A 12,367-nucleotide genomic window follows, 5' to 3' on the forward strand; every position below is an offset into this window, starting at 1 on the left:
ATCTGTTCGCTGTCATCTGTTCGCTGTCATCTGTTCGCTGTGATCTGTCAGCTGTCAGCTGTCACCCCCGGGATCCAGCCCGAACCACCCGCGTACCGCCCGAATACCGCCAGGTAGGCTGCCCCGGCCAGCGGGATCGCTGGCGCCGCCCCCGGATCGAACGACGAGGAGCCACCCGGTGCCCCAGCTGCCATCCCCGATCACCGTCGTCGGGATCGGGGCCGACGGCTGGTCCGGCCTGGCCGCCACCGCACGGGCCGCGCTGCGGAACGCCGAGGTGGTCGTCGGCGGCCCCCGCCAGCTGGACCTGCTGCCCCCCGAGGAGGTGACCGCCGAGCGCGTCCCCTGGCCCTCCCCGCTACGCCCGGCCGTCCCCGGCCTGCTCGCCGCCCACGCCGACCGCCGCGTCGCCGTCCTGGCCAGCGGCGACCCGATGTTCTACGGCATCGGCCGCACCCTCGCCGAGACCGTCGGCGCCGAACACCTGCGCGTCCTGCCGCACCCCTCCTCGGTCGCCTACGCCTGCGCCCGGCTCGGCTGGCCGCTGGAGGCGACGGAGGTGGTCAGCCTGGTCGGCCGCCCGCTGGACACCCTCGCGTTCGCCCTCCACCCTCGCCGCCGCCTGCTGGTGCTCAGCGCCGACGCCGCCACCCCGGCCGCCGTCGCCGCATTGCTCACCGCCCGCGGCTACGGCAACGCCCGGCTGCACGTGCTCGAGCAGCTCGGTGCGCCCGCCGAGCGGCACCTGGACGGCCCCGCCGACGGCTGGCCGCACCCGCCCGGCGACCCGCTGAACGTCATCGCCGTCGACCTCGGCGACGGCCCCCGCACCTCCCTCGTCCCCGGCCTGCCCGACGCGGCGTACGAGAGCGACGGCCAGCTCACCAAGCGGCACGTCCGCGCCGCCACCCTCGCCACCCTCGCGCCCTCCCCCGGCGAACTGCTCTGGGACGTCGGCGGCGGCTCCGGCTCGATCGCCATCGAGTGGCTGCGCGCCCACCGCGACTGCCGAGCCGTCACCGTCGAGCGCGACCCCGCCCGCGCCGACCGGATCGCCCGCAACGCCGCCGCGCTCGGCGTGCCCCGGCTGCGCGTGGTGACCGGCCCCGCCCCCGCCGCACTCGCCGAACTCCCGGCCCCCGACGCCGTGTTCATCGGCGGCGGCCTCACCGCGCCCGGCCTGCTGAACCGTTGCTGGGCGGCCCTGCGCCCGGGCGGCCGACTCGTCGCCAACACCGTGACGCTGGAGTCCGAGGCGCTGCTCGCCGAGTGGTACCGGCGCCACGGCGGTGAGCTCGTCAAGCTCGCCGTCGCCCACGCCGTCCCAGTGGGCGGCTTCACCGGGTGGCGCCAGGCAATGCCGGTCACCCAGTGGTCCGCCGTCAAGACCGAAAACCCCCAGGAGGACGCCTCGTGACCGTCTATTTCATCGGCGCCGGCCCGGGCGCCGCCGACCTGATCACCCTGCGCGGCCAGCGCCTCCTGGCCCGCGCCGACGTCTGCCTCTACGCCGGCAGCCTCGTCCCGCGCGAACTGCTGAACGAGTGCCCGCCCGGGGCCCGGCTCATCGACACCGCCCGGATGACGCTGGACCTGATCATCGACGAGATGGCCCGCGCCCACGGCGAGGGCCATGACGTGGCCCGGCTGCACTCCGGCGACCCGTCCGTGTTCTCCGCCGTCGCCGAGCAGATGCGCCGCCTGGACGCGGCGGGGATCCCGTACGAGGTCGTTCCCGGCGTACCCGCCTTCGCCGCCGCCGCGGCAGCGCTGAAGCGGGAGTTGACCGTGCCGACCGTCGGCCAGACCGTCATCCTGACCCGGATCGCCAAGCGCGCCACCCCGATGCCCGAAGGCGAGGACCTCGCCACCCTCGGCCGCAGCGGCGCCCTGCTGGTGCTGCACCTGGCCGCCGGGTACGTGGACGACGTGGTCGAGCAGTTGCTCCCGCACTACGGCGCCGACTGCCCGGCCGCCGTCGTCGCGATGGCCAGCCGCCCCGACGAGCTGGTGCTGCGCGGCACCGTCGGCGACATCGCCGAACAGGTCAAGGCGGCGGGTGTGGTCCGCACCGCCGTCATCATCGTCGGCCGCACCCTCGCCGCCGAGCACTTCCGCGACAGCCACCTCTACTCGGCGGACCGCGAGCGCCCGCACGAGCCCTGCGGGGCGTGATGCGGCACCTGCTCGTCCTCGGCGGGACGACGGAGGGGCGGGCGCTGGCCGCCGCCCTCGACGGCCGTCCGTCGCTGCGGGTCACCAGCTCGCTGGCCGGCCGGGTCGCCCGCCCCCGGCTGCCCGCCGGAGAGGTCCGGATCGGCGGCTTCGGCGGCCCGGACGGCCTGGCCGACTGGCTGCGCGCCGAACAGGTGGACGCCGTCGTGGACGCCACTCACCCGTTCGCCGCCGGCATCTCCCACAACGCCGCACTCGCGGCCGCCGCCACCGGCGTGCCGCTGCTGGTGCTGCGCCGCCCCGGCTTCGCGCCGGTCACCGGGGACCGCTGGCTCCCCGTCCCCTCGCTCGCCGCGGCGGCGGCCGAACTGCTTCCGCGCCAAGGGGAGCGGGTCTTCCTCACCATCGGACGGCAGGGCGTCGCCGCGTTCGCGCACCTCGACGGGGTCCACTTCCTCGCCCGCTCGGTGGACCCGCCCGAGCCGCCGCTGCCGCCCTCCTTCGAAGTCCTGCTGGACCGGGGGCCGTTCACGCTCGACGGCGAACGGGCCCTGCTGCGCGAACACCGCATCGACGTCCTGGTCACCAAGGACAGCGGCGGCGCCGCGACCGCCCCCAAGCTGACGGCCGCCCGCGAACTCGGGCTGCCCGTGGTCATGGTGGGCCGTCCGCCGGTACCGGACGGCGTGCCGGTCGCGCCGGACGTCGCGGGCGCGCTGCGCTGGCTGGAGCAACCGGGCTGAGTCCCACTGGTGGAATTGCCGGGCGGCCCCGCCGACCGCCCGGGCAGGATGGCCCGATGGCCGACGATCAGCGCACCCCGACCCCACGCACCGCCGACGAACGCACCACCCTCGCAGGCTTCCTGGACTACCAGCGCCACACCCTCGCGATGAAATGCGCGGGCCTGACGGCCGACCAGCTCCGCACCCGGGCGCTGGCACCCTCCGGGCTGTCCCTGCTCGGCCTGGTCCGGCACGCCGCCGAGGTGGAACGCAGCTGGTTCCGCAACGTCCTCAACCACGAGGCCGTGCCCGGCTTCTGGAAGCACCCCGACGGCTCCTTCGCCGAGTTCGACGCCGACACCGCCGACCCGGACGAGGCCTTTGCCATCTGGCACCGCGAGTGCGCCCACGCCAGGGAACTCGTCGCCGCCGCAGAGTCGTTGGACGTCCTGGGCCACTACGGCGAGGAGGTCTTCTCGCTGCGCTGGGTCCTCACCCACATGATCGAGGAGTACGCCCGCCACAACGGCCACGCCGACCTCCTCCGCGAACACCTCGACGGCACCACCGGCGAGTAGCGCCGGAGCCGCCGGACGCTGGTGCGCTGTCACTGGGGCTACAACCGCTCGGAGCTGGTGGTGGTGGCGCAGGCGCTGACGCTGCTCGGCCGTGACAGCGGCGAGGCGGTCCGGCTGGTCCGGGAGCGGCGCTCGCCCCGGGCGCTGAACAACCCGGTGTTCGTCGAGTACTTGAACACCGGGTTGGACGTGGCCGTGTTGTTGACCGGGCTCAGCGGGTGAGGCCGGGCGGCGGGGTGGTGGGTCAGATGTCGCGGAAGGTCTCGATCCGGGCGCCGATGGAGTTGAGGCGCTCGGCGAGGTCCTCGTAGCCGCGGTTGATGACGTAGACGTTGCGCAGGACGGAGGTGCCCTGGGCGGCGAGCATCGCGAGGAGGATGACCACGGCCGGGCGCAGGGCCGGCGGGCACATCATCTCGGCGGCGCGCCAGCGGGTGGGGCCCTGGACCAGGACGCGGTGCGGGTCGAGGAGCTTGACGTCGGCGCCGAGGCGGGTCAGCTCGGTGAGGTAGATCGCGCGGTTGTCGTACACCCAGTCGTGGATCATCGTGGTGCCGTGGGCGGCCGCGGCGATGGCGGCGAAGAACGGCACGTTGTCGATGTTGATGCCGGGGAACGGCATCGGGTGGATGGTGTCGATCGGCGCGGTCAACTTGGAGGGGCGCACGGTGAGGTCGACCAGCCGGGTGTGGCCGTTGTGGGCCCGGTACTCGGGGGTGCGGTCGTAGTCGAGGCCCATGCCCTCCAGCACCGCGAGCTCGATCTCCAGGAACTCGATCGGCACCCGGCGGATCGTCAGCTCGGAGGAGGTGACGACGGCGGCGGCCAGCAGGCTCATCGCCTCCACCGGGTCCTCGGCCGGGGTGTAGTCGACGTCGCGGGTGATCTCCGGGACGCCGTGCACGGTGAGGGTGGTGGTGCCGATGCCCTCGATCCTGACGCCCAGCTCCTCCAGGAAGAAGCACAGGTCCTGGACCATGTAGTTGGGCGAGGCGTTGCGGATGACGCTGACGCCGTCGTGCCGCGCGGCGGCCAGCAGGGCGTTCTCGGTGACGGTGTCCCCGCGCTCGGTCAGCACGATCGGGCGGTCCATCGGGGTGCCCTGCTCGACCGAGGCGTGGTAGGCGCCACCGGTGGTGGCGACCTCCAGGCCGAAGCGGCGCAGCGCCGTCAGGTGCGGCTGGACGGTGCGGGTGCCGAGGTCGCAGCCGCCCGCGTACGGGATGGCGAAGTGCTGGGCGCGGTGCATCAGCGGGCCGAGGAACATCAGCACGCTGCGGGTGCGGCGGGCGGCCTCGACGTCCATCGCCGCGAGGTCCAGCTCGGCGGGCGGGGTGAGTTCGAGGTCGCGGCCGTCGTTGATCCAGCGGCTCTTGACGCCGATGCTGGTCAGCACCTCGAGGATGCGGTAGACCTCCTCGATCCTGGCTACGCTGCGGATCGTGGTCCGGCCGGTGGTCAGCAGCGAGGCGCACAGGATCGCGACGCAGGCGTTCTTGCTGCTGCGGACGTCGATGGCGCCGGAGAGGCGGGTGCCGCCGGCGACCCGTAGGTGCATGGGGCCGGAGTAGCCGAGGGAGACGATCTCGCTGTCGAGGGCTTCGCCGATGCGGGCGATCATCTCAAGGCTGACGTTCTGCTTGCCCTGTTCGATGCGGTTGACCGCGCTCTGGCTGGTGCCGAGTGCCTCTCCGAGCTGCGCCTGGGACCAGCCGCGGTGCTGGCGTGCGGTACGGATGAGGGTGCCGATACGGGTGAGGTAGTCGCCTGTCACTCGCCAGACCATATCTCATGGTTGAGATGGCGACAGAACCGGGGAGCGGCGCAGTGCTACTTTTGTCCGTTTCTCGCCCTGTATGGACGCCGCATCTTCACATCATCACATGATGCTGTCGCGTATCTGCGACAGCGTCACGGACCCAGCGGCTCCGCCCGACCGACGATGGTGCCCGCCCGGTCGATGCAGATGACGTCCACCGCGACCGGCGAGCCGACCAGCACGCCGAGCGCCGTCGCCCGGGCCGCCTCGGCGACCAGGTCACCGAGCGGCACCCCGGCCGCCCGGCACGACTGCACCGCCTCCAGCCCGGTGTTCGCCGCCGCCACCGCGGCGGCCAGCGCCTCGTCCGCCCCGCCCTGCCGGGCCAGTTCGGCCAGGTACCCCTTGTCCACCTGGGAACGCGCCGAGTGCAGGTCGAGGTGGCCGGCCGCGAGCTTGGACAGCTTGGCGAAGCCGCCCGCGATGGTCAGCCGGGCCACCGGGTGGCGCTTGAGGTACTTGAGGACGGCGCCGGCGAAGTCGCCCATGTCGAGCAGCGCGTCCTCGGGCAGCCCGTGCACACCGACCGCGACCTTCTCCGAGGTCGAACCGGTGCAGCCGGCCACGTGCGTACGCCCGGCCGCCCGGGCCACGTCCACGCCGCGGCGGATGGAGTCGATCCACGCCGAGCAGGAGTAGGGGACGACGATCCCGGTGGTACCGAGGATGGACAGACCGCCGAGGATGCCGAGCCTCGGGTTCCAGGTCGAGCGGGCGATCTCCGCACCGTGGTCGACGGAGATCTCGACCACGACGTCCCCGGCGCCGCCGTGCTCGGCGGCCACCTCGGCGACGGCGTCCCTGATCATCTGCCGGGGCACCGGGTTGATCGCCGGCTCGCCGACGGGCAGCGGCAGACCGGCCTTGGTGACCGTCCCCACCCCCGGGCCGGCCCGGAACACCACCCCGGCGCCGGGCTCGCCGGCCCGCACCGTCGAGCGGATCAGCGCGCCGTGGGTGACGTCGGGGTCGTCGCCGGCGTCCTTGACCACCGCGGCCATGGCGTACGGCTGCCCGGCCCCACCGGCGGGCGGTTCGGCGGCGGTGGCCAAGCTCTCAGTGGTGGCCAGGCGCTCAGTGGTGGCCAGGCGCTCAGTGGTGGCCAGGTGCGAGGCGGTGGCCAGGTGCGAGGCGGTGGCCAGGTGCTCGGCGGCGAGTGCGAAGGCGGGTTGCTGGCCCTTGGGCAGGGTGATGACCACCGGGTCGGGGAACTCGCCGGTGAGCAGCGCGGTGTACGCGGCCTTGGTGGCGGCGGTGGCGCAGGCGCCCGTCGTCCAGCCGTGCCGCAGGCCGCTGCTCTTCAGCTGACCGGCTCGGCCTCCCGCCTCGGCTCCCGCTGCGGCCACCCTGCGCCTCGCTTCCGACGGCGCCCGCGCCGTCCTGCGTTCCCGGGCGGCCGCACCGGCCGCCGTCGCCGATTTTCCCCCACTCGCCCGGTCGGGCCCCGACCGGGGTGGCCTGCGGCGGATCGCGCCGCCGGCGGACCCCAGCGGCGTGCGCGCGCCGCGGAGCTGCGGCCGTCGCACGTTCCCGAAGAGTTCGCCGCACGGGCCTCGCACCCCACCCCTACCAGTGAGTAATCTGGCGGTCCGCCAGAAGCGGGTTCATGACACGTCGGTCCGGCGCGCGGGATTGTCCGCCCGTCCGGGCCATCAGCATGTGGGGGTTTTTGTGGCAGGGATGAGTCGGCGTACGTTCCTGACGGGTACGTCGGTGGCCGCCGCGTGGTCCGCCTTGTCGCTGGGCGGCGCGCAGTTCGCCTCGGCCGCGACGCGCGACCAGGCGCTGGCGGCCACGGCCGCGCGGGCCGTCAAGGTCACCGGGACCACGCTGGAGCAGGTGGCCACGCCGGTCGGCACCGGCACCTACAAGCGGCTGACGGCCGGGCCCGGGTGGCCGCTGGTGGTGCGCGGCGACCTGGCGGCGCCGGGCACCGGACGGGACGACCGCCGCACCGGGCTGGCCAGCTTCGTCCAGTTCAGCGACCTGCACCTGGTGGACACCGAGTCCCCGGTGCGCTTCGAGTACCTGGCACGGTTCAACGGCAGCGCCTACCGGCCGCAGGAGGCCCTGAACGCCCGTGGCGTGTCGGCCCTCGTCGAGCGGGTCAACTCGCTCGACGGCGGCCCCTACACCGGGATGCCGTTCAGCATGGTGATGGCCACCGGCGACAACACCGACAACCACGAACTCGCCGAACTCGACTGGTACCTCAAGGTCATGGGCGGCGGCCGACTGGCCCAGAACACCGGCGACCCGAGCCGCTACGAAGGCGTGCAGAACTCCGGCAACGCGGCCTTCTGGAACCCCGAACTCGCCTACAGCGACGGCTACAAGGCCAAGGGCTTCCCGCAGATACCCGGCTTCCTCTCCGCCGCCGGCCGGCCCTTCGACGCGCCGGGCCTGCGCACGCCCTGGTACACGACCGTCGGCAACCACGACGACAGCATCGAGGGCTCGCTGCCGGACCTCGGCCTGCTCAACGACCTCTACACCGGCCAGTACAAGCTGGAGGGCTGCGACGACGCGACGGCCGCCCAGCTGATGGACTCGCTGCGCCGCGACCCGGCCGGCGCCGTGCTGCTGCTGGCGAAGCTGATCGCGAGCGGCGAGGCGGTGCGCCGGATCACCCCGGACGAGCGCCGCAAGCCGTTCACGCTCAAGGAGTTCGCCAAGGCCCACCTGGACCCGGCGGCCACCGGCGCCGGCCCGTACGGGCACGGCTTCACCTCGGACATGGCGAGCAGCGGCAAGCTCTACTACACCTTCCGCATCTCGGAGAAGGTCGTGGGCATCAGCCTGGACACCACCAACCAGGCCGGCTTCGCCGACGGTTCACTGGGCACCGCCCAACTGCGCTGGCTGGAACAGCAGTTGCAGGCGCACAGCGGGCACTGGTACGACGCCGACGGGCGCAGGACGGCGGGCGGGAGCACGGACGACGTGATCCTGCTCTTCAGCCACCACACCAGCAGCACCATGGGCAACCTGCTGCCGGACCCGCGCAACATCTTCGAGAAGCGGCACGACGGCAACGAGCTGGTGGCGCTGCTGCAGCGCTACCCGAACGTGGTCGCGTGGGTGAACGGGCACACCCACATGAACAAGATCACGCCGCACGGCCACGCGGTGCCGGAGCGGGCGTTCTGGGAGATCAACACCGCCTCGCACATCGACTACCCGCAGCACGGCCGGATCATCGAGATCGCGGACAACGGGGACGGCACACTCTCGCTGTTCACCACGCTGATCGAGTCCTCCGCGCCGTACGCGACGGACTTCGGCGGCAGCTCGGACGCCAACCTCGCGGCGCTCTACCGCGAGCTGTCGTACAACGACCCGAACGGGCGGCCGACGGCACTGCTCGGCGCGGGCGAGGACCACAACACGGAGCTGCTGGTCACCAAGCCGACCCGGTGAGGGCCGGCGGGTAGCAGGCGACAGCGGACAGCGGACGGATGACCGGCGACAGCTGACAGATGACAGATGACAGATGACAGCTAACGAAATCTGTCAGCTGTCAGCTGTCACCCCGCCCCCCGTCACTCCTCCGGGTAGCGCCGGGGCGTCCAGACGACCTCCACGCCGCCGCCCCGCTCGACCGCCCGGGTCTGCGAGGAGCCGATCAGCAGGATCGTCCGCATGTCGACCAGCGCCGGGTCCAGCTCGCCCAGCCGGACGATCCGTACCCGCTCGGTGGGGCCGCCGACGTCGCGCGCCATCACCACCGGGGTCTCCGGCGCCCGGTACTCCAGCAGCAGGTCCCGGGCGAGGCCGACCTGGGTGGTCCGGGACTTCGAGCCCGGGTTGTACAGCGCGAGCACCAGGTCCGCCTCGGCGGCCGCGCGCAGCCGCTTGGCCACCGCGCCCCAGGGCTTGAGCCGGTCCGAGAGCGACACCACCGCGTAGTCGTGCCCGAGCGGGGCGCCGGCCCGGGAGGCGGCCGCGTGGGCGGCGGTCATCCCCGGCAGGATCCGCACCGGGACGTCCCGGTAGGCGTCCTCGCAGGCGACCTCCAGTACGGCGGTGGCCATCGCGAACACGCCCGGGTCGCCGGAGGAGACCACGGCGACGCGGTGTCCGCGCCGCGCGAGGTCCAGGGCGTACTCGGCGCGCTCGGACTCCACCTTGTTGTCCGAGCCGTGCCGCCGCTGCCCGGGGCGTTCCGGCACCCGGGCCAGGTAGGTGGTGTAGCCGACCAGGTCGGTGGCCTCGGCCAGCGCGCCGCGCGCCTCGGGGGTGAGCCAGAGCGGCCCGGCCGGCCCGGTGCCGACGACGGTCACGCTGCCCGTGCCGTCCGACAGCCGGACCTCGGGCTCCAGCGGCGCGACCTTGCTGGGCAGCACCGCGACCGAGAAGTACGGCACCGTCTCGCCGTCGATCTCCGCGAGCGGCGCGATGCGCTCGCCCGCCATGAAGGCCCGCTCCACGTACTGGGCGTCCGCCAGGCGCCCCGCCCGCTCCAGGGCCCGGCGAACGGCCGGGAAGGTGCGGCCCAGCTTCATGATCACGGCGGAGTCGGCGGCCGCGATCCGCGCGGTCAGCTCCTCCTCGGGCAGGGTGCCCGGGATGATGGTGAGCGTCTCCTCGGCCTCGGTGAGCGGCTGTCCCAGCCGTGCTGCCGCCGCGCTGACCGAGGTCACGCCGGGCACCACCTCGGTCGGATAGCGGTGTGCGAGCCGCTTGTGCATGTGCTGGTAGGAGCCGTAGAAGAGCGGGTCGCCTTCGGCGAGGACCACGACGTCGCGCCCCGCGTCCAGGTGGGCGGCCAGCCGGGCGGCGGCCTCTTCGTAGAAGTCGTCCAGCGCGCCCCGGTAGCCGCCCGGGTGGTCGGTGGTCTCGACGGTGAGCGGGTAGACCAGCTTCTCCTCGAGCTGACCACCCGTCAGGTACCGTTCGGCGATCGAGCGCGCGATGGACCGGCCGTGCCGGGCACTGTGGTACGCCACCACGTCGGCCTTGCCGATGAGTTCGGCAGCGCGGACGGTCACCAGTGAAGGGTCGCCCGGGCCGAGCCCGACACCGCACAGTCGGCCGACCGGCGGGTTCTGATGTTCCGTCACTCTTCTTCGCTCGCAATCGCGTTGACGGCGGCGGCGGCGATCGCGCTGCCGCCGCGCCGGCCGCGCACCACCAGGTGCTCCAGGCCGGACGGGTGCTCGGCCAGGGCCTGCTTGGACTCGGCGGCGCCGATGAAGCCGACCGGGACGCCGATCACGGCGGCCGGTCGCGGCGCGCCTGCCTCGATCATCTCCAGCAGCCGGAACAGCGAGGTCGGCGCGTTGCCGACGGCGACCACCGCGCCCTCCAGCCGGGGCAGCCACAGCTCCATGGCTGCGGCGCTGCGGGTGGTGCCCATCGTCCGGGCGAGTTCGGGCACCGACGGGTCGGTGAGGGTGCAGACGACCTCGTTGTCGGCGGGCAGCCGCTTGCGGGTCACTCCGCTCGCGACCATGTTGACGTCACAGAGGATCGGCGCACCGGCGTGCAGCGCGGCGCGTGCGGAGGCGACCACGCCGGGCGAGTACACCAGGTCCTCGACCAGGTCGACCATCCCGCAGGCGTGGATCATCCGCACCGCGACCTGGGAGACGTCAGCCGGGAGGGCGGCCAGATCGGCCTCCGAGCGGATGGTGGCAAAGGACTGGCGGTAGATGGACGCCCCGTCCTTCTCGTACTCGATCACTTCGTGGTCCTCCTGGCCTCGGCGACCGCCTCGGCCATCTCCTCGTTCGTCACGTCGACGGCCGTGTGGGCGGCCGCCGGTCCGTTCACCGTCACCCGGTAGCCGTGCCCAGTGGCGAGCACGTCCACCCACCGCCCGGCCGGGTGGCCGCAGCGTCGTTCACAGCCCGACCAGTGGACGGGCACCGCGCCGGAAGGCCCGGCGACCATGTCTGATGCGCCGCCGGCGCCCGGCCCGGCGGCCACAACCGGTGCACTGCCCACGACCGGTGCACCGCCCGGGCCCCGCGCGCCGATGGCGTCCAGCGCCCGGGCCGCGTCCGAGCGGACGTCGGCGCGCGACTTGGCGCACCCCGGCAGCCCGGTGCAGGCGGTGGCCCGGTCCCAGGGCGAGCCCGGTTCGGTCCGGAACCCGGCGGCGGCGAGTGCGGGCAGCCGCTCGGCCCCCGCACCGGGCAGGACGGCGCCCCGCCAGGGCGTCAGCCGCAGCCGACCGGCCGAGGCGGCGACCAGCGCCCGCCACTGCGCGGCACTCGCCCGTCCGAAGCGCAGGCCCACCGAGAGCCCGCCGGGCAGCGCCCCGACTCCGGGGGCCGCACCGGCGAAGGCGGGCAGCGGCACCGAACCGGCCGGCAGCAAGTCGGGTACTTCGCGCAGGTGCCAGGCTCGGCGCCCGTCCACCCGCAGCGCGTCCAGGAAGGAGCGGGCCGCGTCCAGCACGGCCGTCACCTCCCGCCCCGGCTCGACCGGGTGCCCGTGGGTGGAGCGCCCGAGGCGCAGCACGGCTGCCCCGTCCGGTCCTGCGATCAATGTCACATCGGCGTCGAGCGCGGCGACGTCGCCCCGCCCGTCGTCCAGCGCGAACAGGAACTTGCCGGAGAGCCCGGCCGCCCAGTCGCTCGCGCACAGCCGGGTGTCCAGGTCCCGTACCCAGGCCTGGACGTCGGCGGAGGTCGTGGCGTCCAGCCCCGCAAGTGGCGAGGCGACGATGTTGCGGACCCGCTCGTGGGTGTCCGAGGGCAGCAGGCCGACGGCGCGCAGCCGCTCGGCGAGGTCCGCCGCGCACTGCGGAGCCAGGCCCCGCAGTTGGACGTTGCCGCGCGAGGTGGTCTCCAACTCCCCGTCGCCCAGGGCCTCGGCGGCCTCGGCCAGCGCAATGGCCTGACGGTCCGCCAGAAGCCCTCCGGGCAGGCGGATCCGGGCCAGGGAGCCGTCGTCGGCCGGGTGCAGGCGCAGCGCCCCTGGGCAGGCGTCGGCGTGCCCCCGGTCGGGCACCTCCCGGTCGGGCACGGCGGCGCCCGGCGCGGTGGCGTCGGGTGTCGGTGGCATGGCGGCGAGCATACAGATGATCCGATCGGTTGCCTCCGTCCGCTGCATCACACTCC

At 73.7% G+C, this 12,367-nt stretch carries 11 protein-coding genes; 6 read left to right on the plus strand and 5 right to left on the minus strand.

Going from position 1 to position 12,367, the window contains the following annotated elements; all coding sequences use genetic code 11:
- Positions 1-178: 178 nt before the first annotated feature.
- The 5 genes from cbiE to AC0B61_RS00410 are packed head-to-tail and all read left to right on the plus strand — an operon-like array spanning position 179 to position 3,700.
- On the plus strand, positions 179-1,417 hold the full coding sequence (gene cbiE, locus AC0B61_RS00390) for a precorrin-6y C5,15-methyltransferase (decarboxylating) subunit CbiE (RefSeq protein WP_471738342.1): 1,239 nt from the start codon (positions 179-181) through the stop codon (positions 1,415-1,417).
- Positions 1,414-2,175 (plus strand): precorrin-4 C(11)-methyltransferase, encoded by a 762-nt coding sequence (cobM, locus tag AC0B61_RS00395; protein ID WP_471738343.1) that lies wholly within the window; start codon positions 1,414-1,416, stop codon positions 2,173-2,175. The genes cbiE and cobM overlap by 4 nt, the downstream gene beginning before the upstream one ends.
- Positions 2,175-2,918: a cobalt-precorrin-6A reductase gene (locus tag AC0B61_RS00400; RefSeq protein WP_471738344.1), complete on the plus strand. Its 744-nt coding sequence runs from the start codon at positions 2,175-2,177 to the stop codon at positions 2,916-2,918. Before cobM ends, AC0B61_RS00400 begins: the two co-directional genes overlap by 1 nt.
- Before the next feature lie 56 nt (positions 2,919-2,974).
- On the plus strand, positions 2,975-3,478 hold the full coding sequence (locus AC0B61_RS00405; RefSeq protein ID WP_471738345.1) for a DinB family protein: 504 nt from the start codon (positions 2,975-2,977) through the stop codon (positions 3,476-3,478).
- Positions 3,479-3,499: 21 nt separating this feature from the next.
- On the plus strand, positions 3,500-3,700 hold the full coding sequence (locus AC0B61_RS00410) for a hypothetical protein (protein WP_471738346.1): 201 nt from the start codon (positions 3,500-3,502) through the stop codon (positions 3,698-3,700).
- Positions 3,701-3,722: 22 nt separating this feature from the next.
- Here AC0B61_RS00410 and AC0B61_RS00415 read toward each other — a convergent pair whose 3' ends face one another.
- Together AC0B61_RS00415 and AC0B61_RS00420 are read right to left on the minus strand one after the other, a co-directional pair.
- The gene (locus AC0B61_RS00415; RefSeq protein ID WP_471738347.1) at positions 3,723-5,252 is read right to left on the minus strand and encodes a UDP-N-acetylglucosamine 1-carboxyvinyltransferase; all 1,530 of its coding nucleotides are present in this window, start codon (positions 5,250-5,252) and stop codon (positions 3,723-3,725) included.
- Positions 5,253-5,389: 137 nt separating this feature from the next.
- Positions 5,390-6,643, minus strand: coding sequence for a cobalt-precorrin-5B (C(1))-methyltransferase (locus AC0B61_RS00420; protein ID WP_471738348.1), 1,254 nt, complete (start codon positions 6,641-6,643; stop codon positions 5,390-5,392).
- Between the two features lie 334 nt (positions 6,644-6,977).
- Between AC0B61_RS00420 and AC0B61_RS00425 the strand changes: the two genes are divergently transcribed.
- Positions 6,978-8,717, plus strand: a complete 1,740-nt coding sequence (locus AC0B61_RS00425; protein ID WP_471738349.1) for a TIGR03767 family metallophosphoesterase — start codon at positions 6,978-6,980, stop codon at positions 8,715-8,717.
- Between the two features lie 122 nt (positions 8,718-8,839).
- On the opposite strand, the gene AC0B61_RS00430 is transcribed toward AC0B61_RS00425, so the two are convergent.
- From AC0B61_RS00430 to AC0B61_RS00440, 3 genes are read right to left on the minus strand one after another with little or no spacing between them, the layout of a single operon-like run.
- Entirely contained in the window at positions 8,840-10,360 is a 1,521-nt protein-coding gene (locus AC0B61_RS00430) for a precorrin-2 C(20)-methyltransferase (RefSeq protein WP_471738350.1), read from the minus strand.
- A complete protein-coding gene (locus AC0B61_RS00435) occupies positions 10,357-10,983 on the minus strand; it encodes a precorrin-8X methylmutase (protein WP_471738351.1) in 627 nt (208 codons plus the stop codon). Before AC0B61_RS00435 ends, AC0B61_RS00430 begins: the two co-directional genes overlap by 4 nt.
- A complete protein-coding gene (locus AC0B61_RS00440; RefSeq protein ID WP_471738352.1) occupies positions 10,980-12,323 on the minus strand; it encodes a hypothetical protein in 1,344 nt (447 codons plus the stop codon). Before AC0B61_RS00440 ends, AC0B61_RS00435 begins: the two co-directional genes overlap by 4 nt.
- Between the last annotated feature and the right edge of the window lie 44 nt (positions 12,324-12,367).

The organism is Kitasatospora sp. NPDC023385 (genome assembly GCF_055664045.1).

Excerpts from the sequence above, each read along its gene's own strand:
- AC0B61_RS00400 (WP_471738344.1), top strand. The coding sequence starts at position 2,175 with ATGCGGCACCTGCTCGTCCTCGGCGGGACGACGGAGGGGCGGGCGCTG.
- AC0B61_RS00440 (WP_471738352.1), bottom strand. The coding sequence starts at position 12,323 with ATGCTCGCCGCCATGCCACCGACACCCGACGCCACCGCGCCGGGCGCC.
- AC0B61_RS00405 (WP_471738345.1), top strand. The coding sequence starts at position 2,975 with ATGGCCGACGATCAGCGCACCCCGACCCCACGCACCGCCGACGAACGC.
- AC0B61_RS00425 (WP_471738349.1), top strand. The coding sequence starts at position 6,978 with ATGAGTCGGCGTACGTTCCTGACGGGTACGTCGGTGGCCGCCGCGTGG.